This window comes from Hubeiibacter jixunmingi (assembly GCF_041928215.1).
In the GTDB taxonomy this organism is placed as follows: domain Bacteria; phylum Pseudomonadota; class Gammaproteobacteria; order Pseudomonadales; family Moraxellaceae; genus Acinetobacter.
Map to the genome: position 1 here is coordinate 15,830 of NZ_JBHFHK010000004.1, position 23,017 is coordinate 38,846.

Genomic DNA, 23,017 nt, shown 5'->3' on the forward strand with positions numbered 1-23,017 from the left:
GTCTTTTGCCACATGACTTGATATATGCAAATTAATGTCCAGTATTGCGTAAAGTCTCTTGGATAGATGCTTTATCATACTGCTTGATATTATGCCAATGTTTAACCTTCACTTGTTCACGAATACCGTGAATACTTTGTTGCATGACAGAACTAACTAGTGCATCAATCTGATCTGAGTCGAGTGGTACTTGACTGATTTCATGCGATATGTCTTGCAATATCGATGGTGGCTGCTGATTTGTATCACGTGGACTTTGAATAAATGGTTCAATTAAACCCTGAGTGATATTTTCGCCAAGACGCTGCCCAATGAGATGAATTTGTTGCTCTAGGCGAGAGCCAACCATTGGAATAAGTCTCAACATTTGATGTAATTCGGGGGCATCTTCAATGGCTTTTTGCACGATTTGCCCAACATTTTTACTGATCATTTGTTCTCGCACAGCAAGCTCTTTGGCTAAGGTCTGATGCAAAGTTTCACTGAGTACGTCAGCGAATTGTTGGCGGTGATCATCAATAATTTTATGCAATAAATCATGATGTTGATCATTATTTTCAAATTCTTTTTCTAGTTGATGCAATGCCGTCAATACAATGCGATCAGTGACTTCTTCCAAAACGATGGCATAATAATATTGTGCTTTGAGTATCCACGACTTCGGTACAACATGATAGCCCATTTCGTGAAAACGATATGCAATGACACCTGCACGTAGCAAACGTAAAAAACGCAAACTTGGCAAAATCGCCAAAACTTCATACCAATGTACGAAGGGAAAAAACCACCAGTGGCGATGCTGTTTACCAATGATTGCCACGCCCCAACGTACAAACAATTCAGAAATCAAAAAGCAAATAAAATAAAAATCGATCAATTGAACCAGTGGTGCCAGAGTATCAATATAATACTGTCGCCATTGTATCAGCAAGCTACTACCAAACGGTGAATGTTGGCTAAACCACGCACCAAAATCACTCATAATAATGGCTTGTAGGAATAATACCAATACGTTGATAGTAATCAAAAACATCATTAAGATGTCATAACCTAAGAACAGCTTCCATTGCCATGTACCGTGTGTGGCGGTTTTAAAACTGGTTTTTAAGGCTTTATTGTTACTGCTATTATTTACAGGGTTTGGATTTGCTTTACTCATTACAATATGCCGTTGCATGCCAAAATAATGTTTGCATCATGCTTGATTATTGGGATTTATTCAAGGTTTAAATCTGCCTAAATGATCCATAAAAAATCGCTATTCAAAATTATTTTAGAATAGCGATTTTTAATCAATTTTATAAATTTAAATGATAATTATTTTTAAGTACTTGTTGTTTTGAGTTGCTCAATCAAAGCATCTTTTTCTTGCCACAATTGATCAACCCACAGTTGGAATTTGGCACGATACTCTGCATCATCCTCATAACTGCTACTGTTCACCCACTCAGGAATCGTGATTTTACGCAAATCTACGATGACTTTTGGCACTTGTCCAGACCAAAACTCACCATAACCAGGGATGCCATCAGGATAAACGATGGTCATATCTAACAGCTCATCAATATCATGACCCAAAATATTTAATGCTAAAGCTAGACCGCCTGCCTTTGCTTTGAGTAGATGTTGATACGGTGATTTTTGTTGTTGATGTTTATCTGGAGTATATCGAGTGCCTTCTAGATAATTCAGCAAAGTAAAAGGTTGTGATAACAATTGTTGGCAAGATTTACGTGCTTCTTCCAAGTCACGATTTTTTAGTTCAGGATTTTTGGCGATTTGGCTTTTGGTATGACGTTTCATCATCGGGAAACCTAGAATCTTAAAAGCTTGACCAACAAAAGGAATAAAAATCAGCTCCCACTTGGTAAAAAAGCGAGTTAAAGGCATACGCTCAGCAACAAAATACTGATTTACCGTTGTGTCTACCCAGCTTTGATGGTTGCAAATCATAATGTAGCGACCATCTTTTTTGAGTTGTAAATCTTCGCTAACACGAATATCCCATTGCGTATCTTTTAATACATTATCGATCATCCAGTTATTTACACGAATCCAATTATTCGCAAGATTTACGTTAGTTTGATCAATCTTCGCTGATGGCTTGATGAGTTTGGTTAAACCTAAAGATAAAATAAGCGGACCATGCGTAAAAGTATTGGCAGTCAATAGTGTAGATACTGACGCACTACGTTTGAATTTTTGCCATCTCTGTTGTAATGATGACATTTTTGTTTTGGCTAAATGATTTGGATTGGTCTGCATAGTTCGCTCATTCACAAAGATTAAAATACCAAGGCAGAAGTCTTAGTATTTTATAAAAACACAAAATTGTATTCAGGTAGATCATCATATTACGATTTAAATAACAAAGGTGCAATCACCAAAACAAGTGAAATCAAATCACAAATGCTATTTCTCTTCATTTTATTTCAATCATGTATGAATAATGGTGAATATACCTGATTGAATGTAAAAGTAATCATGTACTATGTTAATGATTGTGCAAAACTTTACAATTATTGTATTGAGTACGCTTGCCTTGTGATAAAAAATAACATCACGACAAATGTAAAAACCAATTTAGGGGAAAATGTCATGTTTAAGAAATTAGCAGTTACAGCTTTAGTAGGTACAGTTGCATTGACAGGTTGTGCTACTGATCCAAATACAGGTGTAGGTCGTGTGGATAAAGCGATCATCGGTTCTGTAATTGGTGCAGCAGCAGGTTACGGCGTATCACGTGGTAATGCAAATACTGCAGCACAAAACAACCGTGCGGCATTGATTGGTGCTGTGCTTGGTGGTGCTGGTGGTGCGATTCTTGATCAACGTGAACAACGTTTGAAAACTGAATTGGCTGGTACAGGTGTTTCTGTAGATCGTAATCCAGATGGCTCGATTGCATTGACCATGCCTGGTAACATCACTTTCCCAACCAACTCTTATTCAATCAACCCATCTTTCTACCAAACTTTGGACAAAGTTGCACGTCAGTTGAATGATGGTCGTGTTGCAGTAGTTGTGTCTGGTTATACTGATAGTACTGGTAATGATGCAATCAATATTCCATTGTCTCAAAACCGTGCTGCATCTGTGCAACAATACTTGATCAACCGTGGTGTACCGAGCAACCGCATTAATGCACAAGGTTACGGTGCGTCAAATCCGATTGCAAGCAATGCTACAGAGTCTGGTCGTGAACAAAACCGCCGTGTAGAATTAAGCATTTATGCAACATCATAATTTGATTTGATGTTGAAATAAAAACAAAAGCCATCGTTGTTTATCAGCGGTGGCTTTTTTGTAGTTGAGTGTTTAGAAAATGAGAGATAAAAAGGATGATTAAAATGAAGTAAGACCTTGAAAATATTGTGCAAGACTTTTAAATTTGTTTAACAAAAATACAAACTGACTGAAAGCTTAAAAAAGATAGTTTTGATACAATGACTTTTGTAAAAATTACTTTTACAATCACAATATTCTGCTGATACAACGCATCATTTTTGTATTGGCATCTTCGTAAACGGTATTTTTCACAGGATAGATTATGCTTACAGCGCAGCAGGCCTTAGATCGACTGAAACAAGGCAACCAAAATTTTGTCAAAGGCGATGTACAATATAAAATGCTCAGTCAGCTTGAGCGTGCCGAATTGGCAAATACATCGCAAAATCCTTTTGCGATTATTTTGGGATGTTCTGATTCTCGCGTTCCTGCGGAAATGGTGTTTGATCAGGGTTTGGGTGATTTGTTTGTGATCCGTGTTGCGGGCAATATTGTCGCTCCATCACAAGTCGGTAGTGTGGAATTTGCGGCAGAGCGTTATGATTGTCCTTTGGTGGTGGTACTTGGGCACAGTCAATGCGGTGCGATCCAAGCGACTGTAGAGAGTTTACAAAATCCAAATCAAGCGACCTCGCCAAATTTGATGTCTATCGTCAATCGTGTACGTCCTGCGGTGGAAATATTATTTCAAACTGAATTGTGCAATGATACCGAAAAGCTTTGTAAACATGCGGTAAAAGCCAATATTTATGCATCAGTCAATCAATTGCGTCACGGTTCTGCGGTATTAGAAAATTTAATTGAAAAAGGACAATTGATGATCGTTGGAGCAGAGTATTCATTAGAAACCGGTGAAGTGGTGTTTTTTGATTATTAAGCTGCGTTCGGTTTAAAAAATTGCATTTTTATTGTAATAATATGATTTTAAAGCGGTTAGGGTGGGCATCATTGCCCACCAATACTTTGAATGCCTTTAATTTGTATTCAAAATCAAAAAATTAAATTTTTAACTTACCCAGAATTCACGTTATTGAAGATTATCTCCAATTTAGGCTGAAATATTGTAAAATCAACCTAAACCCATTAAGATAAATCATTCTTTTTAAATCTAAAATATCTTATGGCTTTTGCACACAACAATTTTTTAACCGAACATTGCTTATATCAAGATGATGATATTTTAGTCATCAATAAACCTGCAGGCGTGTTGACCATACCCGGAAAAGGCGATTTGATTGATAGCGTTTTGACCCGTTTGCAAGCCATCGAACCACGCACTTTATTGATTCATCGCCTAGACCGTGATACATCGGGGATTTTGGTCTTTGCCTTAAATAAAGCTGCACAAAGTCATATTTCCAAACAATTCCAAGCCAGAACGACCGAAAAATTTTATCAAGCAATTTTGTCGGGGCATTTGAGTACACATTTGCCACAGCAAGGTACGATTGATATTCCTGTAGTGTATGATGCCAGCCGTCCGCCATTACATATTGTTGATGCCAATGAAAAAAAACCTGCGGTGACGCATTGGCAAGTTTTACAAGAATTTGAATTAAACGGCTTAGCAGTGACCCGAGTGGAATTTAAACCAATTACAGGACGCTCGCATCAATTGCGTGTACATAGTCAATATTTGGGTCATGCTATTGTTGGTGATACTTTATATGCGGATGAAAATTATCGACGCATTAGCCCAGTATTGTGTTTACATGCACAACGCTTACGTTTTGTACATCCACGTACAAACGAAGAAATACAATTTGAAAGTCAGCCTGCTTTTTAATTCAATAGTGACTTTGTTTGATGGAAAAAGTCGCTACAAAAAATTATGCAATTGATTTGAATATGTTATAATTACCCTCCACTAAAAGCCACAGCGTAGATCTGTTCTAGAGATGTACTACGCTATTACCGCTACATTATGCATAAGGTGACAGAGTTGCAACAGTTTGCTATTGGACAACGTTGGATTTCGGATACAGAATCAGAATTAGGTTTGGGTGTAGTGATTGACGTTGACGAACGTTCAGTCAGTATTCTATTCCCAAAAAGCGATGAAACTCGTTTGTACTCACAACAAACTGCACCTTTGTCACGGATTGCTTTCATGGCAGGGGATGATATCACTGACCAAGAAGGTTTGACTTGGCAAGTTTTGTCTGTAGAAAATCGCCACGGCATTTTACGTTATCGTGCCAAACGCCAAGATGAACAGGGTGAGTGGGTTGAAAAAGACCTGAATGAAACTCGCCTAGCTGCCCAAATCCAATTGGCAAAACCATTAGATCGTTTACTTGCTAGCCAAATTGATTATAAAGAAAATTATGACTTGCGTGTGCAAGCTTTGTTGATGCAATCACAAATGCGTCGTAGCCCATTACGTGGTTTGCTTGGTGCAAGGGTCGGTATTATTCCACATCAATTATATATTGCCAATGAAGTCGGTACCCGTTTTGCTCCACGTGTTTTACTTGCTGATGAAGTGGGTTTGGGTAAAACCATTGAAGCAGGTTTGATTATTCATCAACAACTCAAAACCGCACGTAGTGAACGGGTTTTGGTTTTTGTGCCTGATTCGTTGCAATATCAGTGGATGATTGAAATGCGTCGCCGTTTCAATCTGAATTTTTCGATTTTTGATTTGACGCGTACCGCATCAATTCGTGAACACGATCCTGATTTAAATCCATTTTCTACCGAACAATTGATTATTGTCAGCATTGATTTGATGCTAGATCATCCTGATTTACATGAACAAGCCATTGAAGCTGGTTTTGATTTGATGGTGGTGGATGAAGCTCATCACTTGATGTGGAGTGAGCAAGAGGGTGGCAATGATCGCTATGAATTGATTGAAGATTTTGCCAACAAAACTGCTGGTGTGCTATTGCTTACCGCAACACCTGAACAATTGGGTGTAGAAAGTCATTTTGCTCGTTTGCGTTTGTTAGATCCGCAACGTTTTGACAGCTTAGATCGCTTTTTGGATGAAGAAGAACAATATAAACATACTGCCAAAATTGCTGAAGTGTTAATCGGTGAAAATGAACTAAGTGATGAACAACAAGATGCCTTAGAAGGGCTGTTGGGCTATCGTTTGGGTGAAGAGCCCGAGCAACGCTACCGTGCTATTCATGAATTATTAGACCGCCATGGTACAGGTCGTGTCTTGTTCCGTAATACGCGTGAAGCGATTCAAGGTTTCCCAGGTCGTGACTGCCATCCCGCACCTTTGCCAATGTCTGAAAACTGGAATACTACAGGCAAATTGCGTGAGCAAATGTGGCCTGAAGAACTACAGCTCGATGGTGCATGGCTAGAACACGATCCACGTGTCACTTGGCTCATGGAATTGATGAAAAAAGAGCTGAAGCATAAAAAAGTCTTGTTGATTGCTCGTAGTGGTCCTGTGGTTGAAGCCTTAGAAAGCGTATTGCGTTTGCATGGTGGCGTGCGTACAGCGATGTTCCACGAAGGCATGAGCTTGCTTGAGCGTGACCAATCTGCGGCTTATTTTGCTGAAGAAAGCTATGGTGCACAGATTTTATTGTGTTCGGAAATCGGTTCAGAAGGGCGTAATTTCCAATTTGCCCACAACTTAGTATTGTTTGATTTACCGTCCAATCCTGATGTGTTGGAGCAACGTATTGGTCGCCTAGATCGTATTGGACAAAAGCATCGTATCCAAATTCATGTGCCTTATATTGAAGGTACTGCACAAGAGCGTATGTTCCGTTGGTACAATGAAGCATTAAATATTTTTAGCCAAATTTCACCGACTGCACAGACTTTGCAAGAAAATTATATTGCTGAATTAAAAGACTTTTTACTACAAGATGGTGGTGAGGCGTTCGAGCAATTATTAGAGCAAGTCAATCAAGATCGCCAAGTCTTGGAGACCGAATTGCGTGATGGGCGTGACCGTTTATTAGAATATAATTCTTGTCGCCCAGTAGTGGCAGGGCGTATTGTCAAGGCTTTGGAAGATTATGAACGCCAATCGCTATTGCCTGATTTTGTCAAACGCTTTATGTCAGCAACCAATATTGACTTCGATGAACAAGCCAACGGTACAGTGATTATTCGCCCTAGCGATCAAACACAAATTGATGGTTTGGCATTAGATGAAGAGGGTATGACAGCGACCTTCCAGCGTGAGCAAGCAGGTCAGCGTGAAGATGTACAGTTCTTAACCATGGAACACCCTTTTATTGAAAGTGTTTTGGATGTCTTTAATACGCAATCTTTTGGCAGTGCCAACGTTGCATTGTTTAAGACCAATGCCATCAAAGAAGGTTCTTTGCTCATGGAAGTGTGGTTTAAGGTTGATGTGATTGCACCTAAAGCACTGAATGTACAAGCAGGATTACCAAAGCAATTGATTCGTGTCTTGCTGAGTGAAAATGGACAAGACCTGTCTGAAAAAGTGGCATCACACGTGTTACAACCTTATGTTGCTTATTTAGATGGACAACAGGCACGCCAAATTATCAAGGTACGTCGTGAAGTGATTGAACAACGTTATGCTCAAGCTTTTGATTTGGCTCAACAGCAAGTGCCTGATATTCAACAAGAAGCTAAGGTGTGGTATGACAAGCGTTGGCAGCGTGAAATCGACCGTTTGAATTATCTGAAAAAGCATAATCCAAGTATTCGTGAAGATGAAATCAATCGACTGCAAAAGCTACAAGCAGAAGGTCTGGGCTTGTTAGATCAAGTGACTTTGACACCTGAGGCTATTCGCGTATTGGTAACGGTAAAACCAAGTTAAATCCATTTTTATTGATTGAAAATGGGTAAAAACAGACATCGGTAATCTGACTTGATTGCCGATGTTTTTTATTAATGTGAAATATGTCACAAAAAATAAATCACTTTCATTGGTATTTTAGGGAATTAATGTTAAAATTTTGTGATAAATCATTTAGATTTTTATTGCAGGTATAGATGCATTTTGATGTAAATGTAGTAATTTTTTGAGTTTTTATAATGTGATAGGTACAGGTCAAATAAGATGATGAAATTATCAGTCGGTGTAAAACTTGCAAATACCTTGTCGCTGACACCTCAGCTACAGCAAGCCATTCGCCTATTGCAATTATCTAGTCTTGAGCTTGAACAAGAAGTCCAATTACAATTAGACAGTAATCCTCTGTTAGAACGTATCGAAGACTATGAGCTACATCAAGTCGAAAATAAATTAGAAAAGCAAAGTGAAGAACAAAGTTTAGATAATATTGAGCAAAAAATTCCCGATGAGCTTGCTGTAGATACAGACTGGGATGATATTTATAGCGATCAACCCACTGCATTGGCAACGCCAGAATTTGAAGAAAGAGAAGACAATCGCACGACCAGCCCCGATTTGCATGAGCATTTATTGTGGCAAATCAATTTATTGCATTTCTCACCAATTGAGCAGATTGCTGCCCATTGTATTTTAGATGCTTTGGATGAACGGGGCTATTTGTGCTGTGATTTGGATGAGATTTTACAATCTGTACAGCATTTGGCTGAGCAAGCGGGTTTAATCGAAGACGATAGTGACCCAAGCGAAGCCATTGAATTGGCAGAAATTGCTGTGGTACTCAAGCGGATTCAACGTTTAGACCCTGTAGGTGTGGCAGCACGAAATTTGGTCGAATGTCTATCTATACAGTTAGAAAATATCAGTGAAAATAATGCCAATATTAGTGATTTAATCAAAAAAAATGCGATGAATTTATTGCAACATGTTGATTTATTGCTGAATAATGATGTAGTGCGTTTGATGCGTTCGACCAAATTAGAATTGGATCAGCTCAAAGATGTGATGCTATTGCTAAAATCTTTAGACCCAGCACCTGGGGCGAAATTCCAACCGCAAAGCCAAGATTATCAAACGCCAGATGTGATTGTACAACTCAAATCGGACTGTTGGCATGTGTTTTTAAATCCAGATACTTTGCCACGTTTGCGGGTGAATAATTATTATGCCAATATGATTAAACGTGCCGACCAAAGTGATGAAAATCAATATTTGCGTCATCATATGTTAGAGGCGAAAAATTTTATCAAGAGTGTTGATGAACGGCATAAAACTCTACTTAGAGTTGCTACTTGTATTGTCAATCATCAAAAAGGATTCTTGGAACAAGGTCTTGAAGCCATGAAACCTTTGGTTTTGCGTGAAATTGCCGAAGAGCTAGAACTACACGAATCCACTATCTCACGGGTAACAACCAATAAATATATGCTTACTCCACGTGGTTTGTTTGAATTAAAATATTTCTTTTCCAGTCATGTGGCAAACAGCGATGGGGCGGAACATTCATCGACTGCAATTCGAGCCATGATCAAAAAAATGATCAGTCAAGAAAATCCAAAAAAACCACTGTCTGATAGCGTATTGGTGGACATGCTGAAAGCCGATGGCGTAGATGTCGCAAGACGTACTGTGGCAAAATACCGTGAAAGCATGAATATTCCTTCATCATCAGAACGTAAAAAACTATTGTAACACTATGCATCAATTTTTAATGAGTCTATATATTCTATATCATAGATAAGGTGGTGCTATGTATCCTTTTCTTTACATCAAAAAATAAAGCCAACTCCGAAAAGTTGGCTTTATTATCATCTGATTAATCTAAACAACAAACATTAGTTTTTGATTTTTTCAGACAAGAAGAACCAAGTATCTAACACAGAGTCAGGGTTTAAAGATACTGATTCAATACCTTGTTCCATTAACCATTGTGCCAAATCTGGGTGATCTGATGGACCTTGACCACAGATACCGACATATTTACCTGCTTTACGGCACGCTTGAATCGCCATGCCCAGCAAGATTTTCACTGCTGGATCACGTTCATCAAACATATGAGAAACGATACCTGAGTCACGGTCAAGACCTAAAGTCAATTGTGTCAAGTCATTTGAACCGATAGAGAAGCCGTCAAAATGCTCAAGGAATTGATCTGCTAACAATGCATTCGTTGGCAATTCACACATCATGATGACTTTCAAGCCATTTTCACCACGTTTTAAACCATTCTCTTCCAAAAGCTCAATCACGCGTTTTGCTTGACCAACAGTACGTACGAAAGGAATCATGATCAATACGTTAGTTAAGCCCATTTCGTCACGTACTTTTTTCAAGGCACGGCATTCAAGGTCGAAACAGTCACGGAAGTTTTCAGACACATAACGGCCTGCACCACGGAAACCAAGCATTGGGTTTTCTTCTTCAGGTTCGTACAATTTACCACCGATAAGGTTGGCATATTCGTTCGATTTGAAGTCAGACATACGTACAATCACTGGCTTGTCTGCAAAGGCAGCAGCAAGGGTAGAAATCCCTTCAACCAATTTTTCTACATAAAAATCGACTGGTGTTGCATAACCAGCCATGCGTTGCGTAATCGCTGTACGGGTTTCTTGTGGCAAGCTATCAAAGTTTAATAATGCTTTTGGATGCACACCAATCATACGGTTGATAATGAACTCAAGACGAGCCAAACCAACACCTGCGTTTGGAATTTGAGCAAAGTCAAATGCACGGTCTGGGTTACCCACGTTCATCATGATTTTGAATGGTAAGTCAGGCATAGATTCTACAGAATTACGTTGAATTTCAAAATCTAACGCACCTTCATAGATAAAGCCTGTGTCACCCTCAGCACATGATACAGTAACGTGCTGACCATCAACCAATACTTCTGTAGCATTACCGCAACCGACAATTGCTGGTACGCCTAATTCACGTGCAATGATGGCAGCGTGACAAGTACGACCACCACGGTTAGTGATGATTGCAGAAGCACGTTTCATTACTGGTTCCCAATCTGGGTCAGTCATGTCTGATACCAATACATCGCCGTCTTGAACTTTGTCCATTTCTGCGATTGAATTTACAATACGCACAGGACCAGAACCGATACGCTGACCAATTGAACGACCTTCACACAATACTGTACCTTGTTGTTTTAACAAGTAGCGTTCCATTGAACCGACATTTTGACGGCTTTTTACTGTTTCTGGACGAGCTTGTACGATGTACAATAAACCATCATCACCATCTTTTGCCCATTCGATGTCCATTGGCATACCGTAATGTTGCTCAATGATCATGGCTTGTTTGGTCAATTCGTGTAATTCAGCATCAGTCAAAGCAAATTGTTGGCGTTCTTGTTTATCAACATCAACGATTTCAACTGAACGACCTGCAACACCTTCGCTGCTATAAATCATTTTCTTGTGTTTAGCACCAAGGTTGCGACGCAATACCGCATATTTACCTGCTTTTGCCAAAGGTTTTGAGAGATAAAATTCGTCAGGGTTTACCGCACCTTGTACGACCATTTCACCCAAACCATAAGATGCAGTGATAAATACCACATCACGGAAACCTGATTCGGTATCCAAAGTAAACATCACACCTGCTGCACCTGTTTCAGAACGTACCATACGTTGTACGCCTGCAGACAATGCCACGATGTCATGCTCAAAGCCTTGATGCACACGGTAAGCAATGGCACGGTCATTATACAATGATGCAAAAACTTCTTTGATAGCGATCAAAATATTATCGATACCACGGATGTTTAAGAATGTTTCTTGCTGACCAGCAAAAGATGCATCAGGTAAGTCTTCTGCAGTAGCTGATGAACGAACTGCTACAGCGATATTCGGGTTGCCGTTTGACATTTTTTCAAATGCTTGGCGAACTTCTTGCTCTAATTCTGGCGTTAATGGTGAGTCAATAATCCACTGACGGATTTTTGCACCTGTTTGTGTTAAGGCTTGAATATCGTCAACATTAAGCTGTTGTAATTCTGCTTGGATTTTGGCTTTTAAACCGCTCTTATCCAAATATTCACGATAAGCTTCAGCTGTTGTGGCAAAACCACCTGGTACCGATACACCAGCACCAGCCAAGTGGCTGATCATTTCACCGAGTGATGCGTTTTTACCACCAACACGCTCAACGTCGTGTTTGCCTAAGTTGTCTAAACCGATAACACGTGCTTCCAAAGCCGTCTCTCCCACAATTGACTTGAATTAACTAAGCATAAACTAAAAAAAACTGTTTATGTCATACTATGTGTCAAACTTTTGATTTAAAATTTGCAATTAAATGATTGCTAAAAATTTTTTATAAAAAGTTAAGGACAGACACAGAGAATGATATTATTATATAATTAATCTGTTTTTAAGTAAATTTCCAGATAAAATGATGCATATCACAAATGAAAATAGTAACGATGGGAAGCACATTCAACGCAGCGTGTTTTTTATCTCTGACGGTACAGCAATCACTGCTGAGACCTTGGGTCATTCTTTATTAGCACAATTTCCGCATGTTGATTTTGATATTCATGTCTTACCTTATGTGGACTCAGAAGAAAGTGCTTTGCGTGCAGTTGAAGAAATCAATAAAATTGCCACAGATCAAGGCGTATTACCTTTGGTTTTTGATACCTTGGTTGATGTAAAAGTACGTGAAATCATCAATACTGCCAAAGCAGTAAACTTGGATGTATTTGAAGGTTTAATCAGCAAGCTGGAAACAGAACTGGATACCAAAGCAACCACATTGGTCGGTCAAACGCATGCGGTGACCAATACTGCTTCGTATAAAGCACGTATCGATGCGGTACATTTTGCTTTAGATAATGATGACGGTGCCAGAACACGACATTATGATCAAGCAGATATTATTTTGATTGGTGTATCACGCTCAGGTAAAACACCGACATCGATTTATTTATCTTTACAATTTGGGATTCGTGTAGCGAATTATCCACTGACAGAAGACGATTTGGATGATAATTGCCTGCCTGCTGTATTGAAACCACATCGCCAAAAATTATTTGGTCTGATGATTGATGCAGATCGCTTAGTTGCAATCCGTCAAGAACGTAAAGCCAATAGCCGTTATGCTAGCTTTAGTCAATGTCAAATGGAACTACGTGCAATCGAAGGTATCTATATTTCTGAAGGTGTGCCATTTTTAAATGTTTCAGAAATGTCGATTGAGGAAATTTCTACACGTATTTTACAAATGACGGGCTTAAAACGTCGCATCGGCTAAGTTTTGTAAATTCAGAGTGAAAAGGCAGCTTATTGGTAAGCTGTCTTTTTTATTTTGTTTGGTTTTAAATCTCTATATAAAAAGATGGATAATTTGATAAAAATCTAAAAAAACCTTAAAATAGGCGGTTATTTTTATATTCGCACTGCCATAGGTAAAGTCATGAAAGCATCGTTAAGATTACGTTTAGATCAGCTGTCCGACCGTTATGAAGAGTTGACTGCACTGTTGGCAGATGCGGAAGTGATTTCGGATAATCAGAAATTTCGTAAACTATCTCGTGAGCATAGTGACCTACAAGAAATTACAGAAGTTTGGCAACAATATACACAAGCCGAAGCCGATATCGTGACTGCCGAAGAAATGCTCAGTGAGCCTGACTTTAAAGACATGGCACAAGAAGAAATCAAAAGCAATAAAGCCTTGATTGCCGAGCTTGAAGATAAGCTAAATATCTTGATGATTCCCAAAGATCCAAACGATGCCAATGCTGCCTTTTTGGAAATTCGTGCAGGGACGGGCGGTGATGAAGCGGCGATTTTCTCGGGTGATTTATTCCGTATGTACAGCAAATATGCAGAAAGTCGAGGCTGGCGAATCGAAGTCTTGTCTGAAAATGAAGGCGAACATGGCGGCTATAAAGAAGTGATTTGCCGTGTTGATGGTGATGGTGTGTATGGACGTTTAAAATTTGAAAGTGGTGCACATCGCGTACAGCGTGTCCCTGCTACCGAAAGCCAAGGACGTGTACATACTTCAGCGTGTACTGTGGCGATTTTGCCTGAAGTCGATGTCGATACCACAGTGGATATTAACCCTGCTGACTTGCGTATTGATACCTATCGTGCGTCAGGTGCGGGTGGTCAGCATATTAACAAGACCGATTCTGCGGTGCGAATTACCCATATTCCGACAGGTGTAGTGGTGGAGTGTCAAGACGAGCGTTCGCAACATAAAAACAAAGCCAAAGCCATGGCACTGTTGGTATCACGTCTCGAAAATGCCAAACGCCAAGCCCAAGAAACTGCAACATCAGAAATGCGTCGTGATTTGGTCGGTTCGGGCGATCGTTCGGAGCGTATCCGTACTTATAACTATCCACAAGGGCGTATGACCGATCATCGTATCAATTTGACCCTTTATAAACTTGATGCAGTGATGGAAGGTGATTTGACCGAACTATTAGACAGCTTGCACCGTGAATATCAAGCAGATCAATTGGCAATGTTGGCACAGGAAAACGGTGGTTAATGCTTATTTCTCAAGCCTTAAATCTCTATGGCGAACCCGACAGCTACGAACGCCAAGAAAATACATGGCTATTAGCAGAAATCGTCGGCTGTTCGGCATTAGAATTAAAATTGCTTGGCGAAAAAGTATTGACTGATACACAACAACAGCAATATTTACAAGGGCTTGCACGATTGAAGCAAGGCGAGCCTTTGGCATATATACTCGGCTCACAGCCATTTTGGACGCTAGATTTAACGGTAAACCAACATACTTTAATTCCACGTCCTGACAGTGAAATCGTGGTGGAAAGTATTTTAAGTTTACCCGTTGCAATGGATGCACAGATTTTGGATATGGGTACAGGCACAGGGGCGATTGGCTTGGCGTTGGCAAGTGAACGACCTACTTGGCAGGTGACTTTGACTGATATTCATCTAGAAACAATAAAAACGGCTGAATATAATGCCAAAAAGCATGATTTAAACAATGTTCGATTTGCTTTGGGTGTATGGTATCAAGCATTACAAAATACTGATTTTAAAGATAAATTTGATGTGATTGTATCGAATCCACCTTATTTGGCGGATGATGACAGTCATTTAGATACTCTATTAAAATATGAGCCAAAACGAGCATTGGTGGCGGATAAGCAAGGTCTAAGCGATATTGAAATCATTGTTAGTGATGCAAAAAACCATCTAAAAGTTAATGGTTTTTTGTTGATTGAACATGGCTATCAGCAAGCCGAAAGCGTACAAGCGATTTTTAAACAACATGGATTACAAGCAGTAAAGACCATCAAAGATTATGGTGATAATGATCGCGTGACGATTGGACGATTTCTCTGATTTTAAACCCAAAAAATGACCAATAAATAAAGGCCAAATGCTTTGTTATTGCCCTTAAAGTTGTTAAGATAATCACACAAATGATTTGTACAACAACACAGGTGAGCAATGTTAGAGTTCGGCAAAAATGACAACCCAAGTCAGAATCAAAACCACAATCAAAATCATACGCAAGGAGCAAGTACACAGATTATTGCGATTGACTTGGGAACTACCAATTCTTTGGTCGGTGTCTATCAAGATGGGCAAAGCGTATTAATTAAAAATGCCTACGATAAATATACCACGCCATCCGCGATTGCTTTGGATGTCAAAGGGCAAGTATTGATTGGCAATGCGGCCTTGGAATTACGTCATCAAGGCATGCCAGTATTGACCAGTTTTAAACGCCTGATGGGTACGGACAAAAAATTAAGCCTAGGCAATAAGGCTTTTAATGCGGTTGAGCTATCCTCTTTGATTTTACAAAGCTTAAAACAAGATGCCGAGCAGTATTTGGGGCATAGCGTTAGTGATGCGATTATCACTGTGCCTGCCTATTTTAATGATATTCAACGCCAAGCCACCATCAAAGCGGCTCAATTGGCAGGGCTAAATGTATCACGCTTGATTAATGAACCGACCGCTGCCGCCTTGGCATATGGCTTGGGGCAGAGTGATGACAGTTGCTTTTTGGTATTTGATTTGGGTGGTGGTACTTTTGACGTATCGATTGTTGAGTTGTTTGATGGCGTAATTGAAGTGCGTGCTAGTGCAGGGGATAATCATTTAGGTGGTGATGATTTTATCGCCACGATTGTCAAACAATTTTGGATGAAATATGCCGATCAGTTTGGGCAAAATGCCAATCAGAGTCCGATTCCAGCACTTGAGATGCTCTTGACTGCCAAAGCCCAACATGTCTTGCATCAGTTCAGCACGCAAGAGAGTGTCAATATGTTGGTACAATGGCAACAGCAAGAATACGCCTTTGAGTTTAATCGTACCCAGTTTGCCACATGGATTGAGCCATTATTACAACGTCTAAAAAAACCGCTTGAACGTGCCATGCGTGATGCCCGTATTCGACCAGATGATATTGATCAAATCGTGATGGTGGGTGGGGCGACACGGATTTTGGCGGTACGTCAGATGGTGACCAAACTGTTTGGGCGTTTTCCATCGACAGCGATTCAGCCTGATGAAGCCATCGTGCGTGGGGCGTGCGTGCAAGCAGGTTTGAAAGCCAAAGATGCGTGTTTAAAAGAAGTGGTATTGACCGATGTTTGCCCATTTAGTTTGGGTATTGAAACAGGTGAAAATAATCAATTTGATCCGATCATCGAACGTAACACAGTGATTCCAACCAGTAAAGTGCGTGAATATTTTCCAAGGTGAACACCGCTTGTGCAAAGAAAATATTCATCTTGGTGAATTGGAAGTCAAATTGCCTGCTAATAATGAACATTTAAGCATTGAAGTGCGTTTTTCTTATAATCCAAACGGCATTTTGGATGTGGATGTACATGTGCCACATACTGGAGAAAAATTGCAAAAAGTGCTGATTAATCATCAAAGTGTAATGACACCACAGCAGATTGAACAAGCCCGTAAAGAATTGGCAGCTTTAAAAATCCACCCACGGGATGACTTGCGAAATAAGGCGTTAATTTTGCGTGCTGACCGTATGTATAATGAATATACAGGTATGATTCGTCAGCAGATTTCGGAATATACTGCCCGATTTAGTGCGGTATTGGATGGGCAAGATGAACGTGAAATCAAAGAACATCAAGCTCAATTTGAACAGTTCTTAGATGATGTTGAACAAATTAGTCCGTTTGATTATTAGGGCTTAAAGATGAAAAATAAAATAAGAATTGCTTTAGGGCTAATGCTGACGAGTAGTTTAAGCGTTGCTGCAGTACCTAGCGATGCAACTACTCTTGTGCCATCAGGTTGGAAAGTAATCAGCCACGCAATTGGCGATCTCAATCAGGACGGCTTGGCTGATATCGCTCTAATCATTCAAGAAGACAATATTGATAAAGTTCTTATAGACATCGCTACTGGCGAAGATGTAGTTAATATTAATCCGCGTCGCGTCATTGTCGCACTGCAACAAAATGTACGTGAGCCGAAGCGTTATCGCGTGGTGGTCGATAATGCACGTTTTATTCTGCCCAAAAGTGATCAAGACAGACCATGTTTATTAGATCCTTTGGCTGAAACAGAAAATAACGGCTTAAAAATTGAGAAAGGTATACTGAAAACCAGTATACAGTTTATGTATAGCTGTGGTAGTCAATATATGACCCAATATGGTTTCACTTTTCGTTGGCAACAACGACGTATGGCACTGATTGGCTTAGAATTTTATCAATTTCATCGCATAACATCACATCAAAAGAGTGTCAGTATTAATTATTCTACCCAACGTATAATTAGTCGAGACACTCGATTAGATACCAAAAATGCAAGGCAAATCAGTATGATAAAACATGATAACCTTAGAATTAATCCTAAATATACATTAGATCAAATGCAAAGTAATGAATCTTTTCTAAGTAAGTTAATACCTAAAATAGAAAATGATTAAATCGTAGTGGGTAAGATAAAAAAAGCTAAATATATTGATGGCTGTTTTTAGCTAAAAGTCTTAATAATGATGTTTACTAGCCAAATATTCTTGATAATCCTGTTTACCTATATAACCAATAATTACAATCATGATAAATGCTAAAAATGGCACAACCAACGCAAATACAACGGTTAAGCTAAGGTAAAGTATATACTTAAATAGATAAGATAAAAATCTACTTGAAAATAAAATGGTTAATGATGAAAGAAGTAATAAAAATAAGGCGAAATATTTTTGAAAATCAATCATAGCAATCATGCTACAGATAGCAGTAACTAATCCTGCATAAACATAAGGAAAGTATTTTGCTCGAATATAGAACTTACTGCTTGGTTCTTCATACTCATCAATGACAGGAATAGCAGGAATAACCACTAAAGTCTGAATAGCAAAATGAAAGTATTGATTATATATAAGTAAAACCAATGGTACTAAAAATAATGCCAATGTGGAAAAATGATCATGGTCATAAAGCATATTAAATGCAGTCAGTGTTAAACTTAATCCAATCAAACCTGCATAATAAACAAATCGTTCTAAATTAAACGCCTGTCCTACAGCAATAAAATAATTGATAGCACCGTCTCGATAATGTAATGCTAAACCTAATACAATATAACTCAAGACCACCCATAGATATATGCCAATTTGATAAAGCGGACTTGTATAATGTGACGCAAAACCTGCCAATAAAAAGCTAAAATACAACCAATAGTAATTGATACGTGCGACTTTGTCGTTATGTTGGCTGATGATTTTTGCTAATAATGGGGCAATAGCAAAAATAAATACAACAAAGCCAATAAATATACTAAAAACAACACTCAAACCTGAATCCGCAACAATACCTTGGCTGTATAGTGGAATCGTTAATAAGACAGTGAATACCAGTCCTAACCAAAAATAACCATCAGAAAAGCGATGAACAATTTGTAAATATTGGAAATTGATATTATTTTCAGATTGAGATATTTCCCAACCTTGCAAAGGTCGTTCCTGATCATTATTTCTAAAATATGCGTTTAAGCGTAACATTCCCCATAGATTAAATTTTTTATTTTCGCTTAAGTCTTGATAGGCGGTTTGTAATTTTTCAGGTAAATGCAATTGCCGGTTTTGATAGTATTTTTGTAGGTATAACATACGCGATTTAGCTGATGCTATCTCTTTTTTATAATATTGTTGTAAATATAAAATACGCTCTTCAGACGAAGTGATGCCTATCATATCTTCAATATAAATATGCTCTAATAATACATCTATAAATGGTGCAAAATCAGGATGAAATTCATCATCACTGGCATAATAACTGTGCTGCCATGCAATATCATCAATGATTCTTTCTCGGTATTGCAATTGTTGGCTAAAATCTAATATTGAAAAATCCTTTAATAATTTCTCAAAGCGATTTAAATTACTATCGCTATAATCATTATCTTGTAAAGCTTGTTCAAAATCAGATAATGTCTGCTCAAAATCATGATTCTCTTGGATATTTAAATAAGTTGGTGTAATATCAATTGAATGGTATTCAGTTTGATTTGCTTGAAAATCAGGTGTTTGTTGATAGATATCATCTTGCCCAATTGGCTTTTCGATAGAAATCGGTTTATTTTCTAGCTGTTGTGGGGGAATATCATGTTCAGTATCAATGATATGATTTTGGGTTTTTTCTAGTTCATATTTTTGAAATACATCTTGCTGCGGTTGAATCAAATCTTGATAAAAATCTAAATTATGTTGTTTTAATAGATCGATATAAGGCTGTATAAATTCCATGTATTGATGAGATGGCACTTCAGTTTGGATGCGTGCAGAAATCTCACTTAGTTGTTGTGGAATAGAGTAGTTTACAGTTTGATTTTCAATATGGAATTTAAAATCATCAAATAATTGTACAAAATTGGTGGCAATCGGTTCTTGATGATGGTCATTGTTTATGACATCTTGATTATTTTCAATACTATTTTCGGCATCACTAAAAATATCATTATTGCTATCGTCATCAAAATTATCATTATCTAAATAATAAGCCTGATCTTGTGCATCGGTCAGTGCATCACGCAAACGAATAAAAGCAGCGGCATCTTCGCTATCAATCAGTTTTAACTGTTTGGCATAGGCTTTTTTGATCGCCCGTTGGTCACTGGTCGGTTCAATTTGTAAAATTTGTCAAGCGTTCATGCTGATTTTAACCCTATATTATTGTGATGCAATCATACAAGGTTTATCGATTAACGGCAATTATTTTATAAATCCACAAAATAATTGCCATAAGTATTTAAAGAGGGCTAAACAGCCATGGCATCTACTGCGGTTTCACGCACGCTGGCTTTGATTTTTTCCGCTTGCAAGCCTAATTTGGCAAACAATTGCTCATCTCTGCCTTGCCCTGCATTCGGTGTGGTGAGCAATTTATCACCAGAAAAAATCGAATTTGCCCCTGCCATAAATGCCAAGGCTTGATCGCTATCTGACATTGACTCACGCCCTGCCGAAAGACGAATATAGCTTTTTGGCATGATGATACGAGCCACCGCAATAGTACGAATCCATTCAATCACATCAAGCTTTTCGGTATCCGCCATCGGTGTGCCTTTGATAGGAACAAGCATATTGATCGGCACAGACTCAGGATGAATCGGTAAGGTTGCCAATTCATGCAATAAACCGATACGGTCTTGACTGGTTTCACCCAAACCGACAATACCGCCACTACACACTTTTAAGCCCGCATCACGGACGTTTTGTAAGGTATCCAAACGGTCATCAAAAGTACGTGTGCTGATGACATTGGCATAATATTCACGGGAAGTATCTAGGTTGTGATTGTAATAATCGAGTCCAGCATCTTTTAGGCGTTCCGCTTGCGATGCATTGAGCATACCCAAAGTCATACAGGTTTCCATACCTAAAGCTTTGACTTCTTTGACCATTTCTAGTACATAAGGCATATCTCGCTCATGTGGATTACGCCATGCTGCCCCCATACAAAAGCGAGTTGAACCTGATGCTTTGGCTTGTTGAGCTTCTGCAATGACTTTTTCTACTGCAATGCGTTTTTCAGCTTCAAGATCGGCATCATAATGTGCAGACTGCGAACAATATTTGCAATCTTCTGGGCATTTTCCTGTTTTTATTGACAATAACGTGCTGACTTGCACCGTATTTTTGGCAAAGTTTTGGCGATGTACTGCTTGAGCATCAAATAATAAGTCCATCAATGGTTGTTGGTAAAGTGCTTGGATTTCTGCACGAGTCCAATCATTGCGTAACATGGCAAAGTTCCATAAACAATCAAAAATTTCCTACATATTACTGCAAAATACTCGCAAACTATAGGCGAATTGTTCCATAATCAAAGCAAAATTATCATACTCAAAATTTGTAAAACACTCACGATATGTCAAAATATAGCAGAACAAAATTATGTTTTTGTGCCAAACATGATGGCTTTTGTGTTATTGAAAGATTGGGTTTATTGATATTAAAAAAAGTAAAAACTTTGAAAGCATTGCATTAATGGCATAGCACCAAGATTTATGGCATAATAGCCAAATCCTGCCAAGCACCGCTGAATTTTAAAATATACGATAGGTGTTATGGCGTCCATTTTTCAAAATTTAACTCATTGTAATGAATTGATTAGGAATTAAACATGCGTTTTGTCGATGAAGCTGTAATCAGCGTAGAAGCAGGCGATGGTGGTAACGGGGTTGCCAGTTTTCGTCGTGAAAAATTTGTACCATTTGGTGGACCAGATGGTGGTGATGGTGGTCGTGGTGGTAGCGTTTATTTGGTTGCAGATGACGATACCAGTACGCTAGTTGACTATCGTTATACTCGCCGTTTCCGTGCTGAGCGTGGTAAAAATGGTGCAGGGGCAAACTGTACAGGTCGTGGCGGTGAAGACGTCATCCTAAAAGTGCCAGTGGGTACAACCATTGTCGATATTGATAGCGGTGACATTATCGGTGACTTGGTCAAAGATGGTCAGCGTATTCGTGTTGCTGCAGGCGGTGATGGTGGTTTGGGTAATATCCATTTCAAATCATCGACAAACCGTACGCCACGCCAGTGCACATCAGGTCGTAAAGGTGAAGTGCGTGAAATTCGTCTAGAACTCAAAGTCTTGGCTGATGTGGGTTTGCTGGGGATGCCGAATGCAGGTAAATCGACCTTTATCCGTGCAGTAAGTGCGGCAAAACCAAAAGTGGCAGACTATCCATTTACCACTATGGTGCCAAATTTGGGCGTGGTCGATGTAGATCGTCACCGTTCATTTGTCATGGCAGATATTCCAGGTCTGATTGAAGGTGCGGCAGATGGTGCAGGTTTAGGGATTCGTTTTTTGAAGCATTTGGCACGTACGCGTATTTTGTTGCACATTGTCGATGTACAACCAATCGATGGCTCTGACCCTGTGTATAATGCCAAAGCGATCATGGCAGAGCTTGCCAAATTCTCACCAACTTTGGCGAAATTGCCGATGATTTTGGTACTGAATAAGCTTGATCAGTTAGATGATGATGCCAAAGAAGAATGGTGCCAATATATTATCAATGAGCTGAATTGGACAGGTGAAGTATTCAAAACTTCTGGTTTACTTGAAGATGGTACACAAGCTGTCGTTTATGAATTGATGAATCAGATTGAATTACAAAAAGAGCGTGAAAACGAAGACCCTGATTATGCTGCTGAGATGCAAGCTTTCCGTCAGCAATTGGAAGAAGAAACACGCGAACAAACATTCGCAGCCAAAGAAGCATATCGTGAAAAACGTAAAGCAGAACGTGAAATTGCTCATGCATCAGGTGATATGGATGACAGTGATTACGATGATGATTTTGACGACGATGACGACTTTGAAGATGAGATGGAAGTTATTTACGTGCGTGACTAAATCATCATCTTGTTGATTTATTTCTCATTCGTATAAATGTAAAATGA

The 23,017-nt window shown here is 39.0% G+C and carries 17 protein-coding genes; 12 read left to right on the forward strand and 5 right to left on the reverse strand.

Annotated features, from left to right (window positions below; all coding sequences use genetic code 11):
* Window positions 1-31 precede the first annotated feature (31 nt).
* Together ACEYX7_RS01100 and ACEYX7_RS01105 are read right to left on the reverse strand one after the other, a co-directional pair.
* Window positions 32-1,159, reverse strand: coding sequence for a preprotein translocase subunit SecA (locus ACEYX7_RS01100; RefSeq protein WP_374802935.1), 1,128 nt, complete (start codon window positions 1,157-1,159; stop codon window positions 32-34).
* 164 nt (window positions 1,160-1,323) lie between these two features.
* Window positions 1,324-2,229, reverse strand: a complete 906-nt coding sequence (locus ACEYX7_RS01105; protein ID WP_374802969.1) for an acyltransferase — start codon at window positions 2,227-2,229, stop codon at window positions 1,324-1,326.
* A 369-nt stretch (window positions 2,230-2,598) separates the two neighbouring features.
* Here ACEYX7_RS01105 and ACEYX7_RS01110 point away from each other — a divergent pair, with 369 nt between their 5' ends.
* The 5 genes from ACEYX7_RS01110 (at window position 2,599) to ACEYX7_RS01130 (ending at window position 9,790) form a co-directional block, all read left to right on the forward strand.
* Window positions 2,599-3,246 (forward strand): YiaD family glycine zipper/OmpA-like lipoprotein, encoded by a 648-nt coding sequence (locus tag ACEYX7_RS01110; protein ID WP_374802933.1) that lies wholly within the window; start codon window positions 2,599-2,601, stop codon window positions 3,244-3,246.
* A 304-nt stretch (window positions 3,247-3,550) separates the two neighbouring features.
* Complete coding sequence (locus ACEYX7_RS01115) at window positions 3,551-4,165, forward strand: carbonic anhydrase (RefSeq protein WP_374802931.1); 615 nt, start codon at window positions 3,551-3,553, stop codon at window positions 4,163-4,165.
* A 243-nt stretch (window positions 4,166-4,408) separates the two neighbouring features.
* Window positions 4,409-5,074 carry an RluA family pseudouridine synthase gene (locus tag ACEYX7_RS01120; protein WP_374802929.1) on the forward strand — a complete coding sequence of 222 codons (666 nt, stop codon included), beginning with the start codon at window positions 4,409-4,411 and terminating at the stop codon, window positions 5,072-5,074.
* 147 nt (window positions 5,075-5,221) lie between these two features.
* Entirely contained in the window at window positions 5,222-8,062 is a 2,841-nt protein-coding gene (gene rapA, locus ACEYX7_RS01125) for an RNA polymerase-associated protein RapA (RefSeq protein ID WP_374802967.1), read from the forward strand.
* 246 nt (window positions 8,063-8,308) lie between these two features.
* Window positions 8,309-9,790, forward strand: coding sequence for an RNA polymerase factor sigma-54 (locus ACEYX7_RS01130; protein ID WP_374802965.1), 1,482 nt, complete (start codon window positions 8,309-8,311; stop codon window positions 9,788-9,790).
* A gap of 143 nt (window positions 9,791-9,933) precedes the next feature.
* Here the strand turns inward: ACEYX7_RS01130 and ppsA are convergent, their stop codons facing one another.
* Window positions 9,934-12,306, reverse strand: coding sequence for a phosphoenolpyruvate synthase (ppsA, locus tag ACEYX7_RS01135; RefSeq protein WP_374802927.1), 2,373 nt, complete (start codon window positions 12,304-12,306; stop codon window positions 9,934-9,936).
* A gap of 202 nt (window positions 12,307-12,508) precedes the next feature.
* Here ppsA and ppsR point away from each other — a divergent pair, with 202 nt between their 5' ends.
* The 6 genes from ppsR to ACEYX7_RS01165 all read left to right on the forward strand — a co-directional run bounded on the left by ppsR (window position 12,509) and on the right by ACEYX7_RS01165 (window position 18,025).
* Window positions 12,509-13,366: a posphoenolpyruvate synthetase regulatory kinase/phosphorylase PpsR gene (gene ppsR / locus ACEYX7_RS01140; protein WP_374802925.1), complete on the forward strand. Its 858-nt coding sequence runs from the start codon at window positions 12,509-12,511 to the stop codon at window positions 13,364-13,366.
* A 162-nt stretch (window positions 13,367-13,528) separates the two neighbouring features.
* Window positions 13,529-14,617 carry a peptide chain release factor 1 gene (gene prfA / locus ACEYX7_RS01145; protein WP_374806682.1) on the forward strand — a complete coding sequence of 363 codons (1,089 nt, stop codon included), beginning with the start codon at window positions 13,529-13,531 and terminating at the stop codon, window positions 14,615-14,617.
* The gene (gene prmC / locus ACEYX7_RS01150; RefSeq protein ID WP_374900108.1) at window positions 14,617-15,447 is read left to right on the forward strand and encodes a peptide chain release factor N(5)-glutamine methyltransferase; all 831 of its coding nucleotides are present in this window, start codon (window positions 14,617-14,619) and stop codon (window positions 15,445-15,447) included. Before prfA ends, prmC begins: the two co-directional genes overlap by 1 nt.
* 108 nt (window positions 15,448-15,555) lie before the next feature.
* On the forward strand, window positions 15,556-16,824 hold the full coding sequence (locus ACEYX7_RS01155; protein WP_374802919.1) for an Hsp70 family protein: 1,269 nt from the start codon (window positions 15,556-15,558) through the stop codon (window positions 16,822-16,824).
* Entirely contained in the window at window positions 16,805-17,278 is a 474-nt protein-coding gene (locus ACEYX7_RS01160; protein ID WP_374802917.1) for an Hsp70 family protein, read from the forward strand. The genes ACEYX7_RS01155 and ACEYX7_RS01160 overlap by 20 nt, the downstream gene beginning before the upstream one ends.
* Window positions 17,279-17,287: 9 nt before the next feature.
* Window positions 17,288-18,025, forward strand: a complete 738-nt coding sequence (locus tag ACEYX7_RS01165; RefSeq protein WP_374806678.1) for a hypothetical protein — start codon at window positions 17,288-17,290, stop codon at window positions 18,023-18,025.
* A 60-nt stretch (window positions 18,026-18,085) separates the two neighbouring features.
* On the opposite strand, the gene ACEYX7_RS01170 is transcribed toward ACEYX7_RS01165, so the two are convergent.
* Together ACEYX7_RS01170 and bioB are read right to left on the reverse strand one after the other, a co-directional pair.
* Window positions 18,086-20,134: a hypothetical protein gene (locus ACEYX7_RS01170; protein ID WP_374900109.1), complete on the reverse strand. Its 2,049-nt coding sequence runs from the start codon at window positions 20,132-20,134 to the stop codon at window positions 18,086-18,088.
* Between the two features lie 224 nt (window positions 20,135-20,358).
* Entirely contained in the window at window positions 20,359-21,345 is a 987-nt protein-coding gene (gene bioB, locus ACEYX7_RS01175) for a biotin synthase BioB (protein WP_374802911.1), read from the reverse strand.
* Window positions 21,346-21,725: 380 nt separating this feature from the next.
* On the opposite strand from bioB, the gene cgtA reads away from it, so the two are divergent.
* Window positions 21,726-22,970, forward strand: coding sequence for an Obg family GTPase CgtA (cgtA, locus tag ACEYX7_RS01180; protein WP_374802909.1), 1,245 nt, complete (start codon window positions 21,726-21,728; stop codon window positions 22,968-22,970).
* The last annotated feature ends 47 nt before the right edge of the window (window positions 22,971-23,017 follow it).

Bases quoted from the DNA above. Each gene is read 5' to 3' on its own strand.
- ACEYX7_RS01100 (WP_374802935.1), bottom strand. From the start codon at position 1,159: ATGAGTAAAGCAAATCCAAACCCTGTAAATAATAGCAGTAACAATAAA.
- ACEYX7_RS01105 (WP_374802969.1), bottom strand. From the start codon at position 2,229: ATGTCATCATTACAACAGAGATGGCAAAAATTCAAACGTAGTGCGTCA.
- ACEYX7_RS01110 (WP_374802933.1), top strand. From the start codon at position 2,599: ATGTTTAAGAAATTAGCAGTTACAGCTTTAGTAGGTACAGTTGCATTG.
- ACEYX7_RS01115 (WP_374802931.1), top strand. From the start codon at position 3,551: ATGCTTACAGCGCAGCAGGCCTTAGATCGACTGAAACAAGGCAACCAA.
- ACEYX7_RS01120 (WP_374802929.1), top strand. From the start codon at position 4,409: ATGGCTTTTGCACACAACAATTTTTTAACCGAACATTGCTTATATCAA.
- ACEYX7_RS01130 (WP_374802965.1), top strand. From the start codon at position 8,309: ATGAAATTATCAGTCGGTGTAAAACTTGCAAATACCTTGTCGCTGACA.
- ppsR (WP_374802925.1), top strand. From the start codon at position 12,509: ATGCATATCACAAATGAAAATAGTAACGATGGGAAGCACATTCAACGC.
- prfA (WP_374806682.1), top strand. From the start codon at position 13,529: ATGAAAGCATCGTTAAGATTACGTTTAGATCAGCTGTCCGACCGTTAT.
- prmC (WP_374900108.1), top strand. From the start codon at position 14,617: ATGCTTATTTCTCAAGCCTTAAATCTCTATGGCGAACCCGACAGCTAC.
- ACEYX7_RS01155 (WP_374802919.1), top strand. From the start codon at position 15,556: ATGTTAGAGTTCGGCAAAAATGACAACCCAAGTCAGAATCAAAACCAC.
- ACEYX7_RS01165 (WP_374806678.1), top strand. From the start codon at position 17,288: ATGAAAAATAAAATAAGAATTGCTTTAGGGCTAATGCTGACGAGTAGT.
- bioB (WP_374802911.1), bottom strand. From the start codon at position 21,345: ATGTTACGCAATGATTGGACTCGTGCAGAAATCCAAGCACTTTACCAA.
- cgtA (WP_374802909.1), top strand. From the start codon at position 21,726: ATGCGTTTTGTCGATGAAGCTGTAATCAGCGTAGAAGCAGGCGATGGT.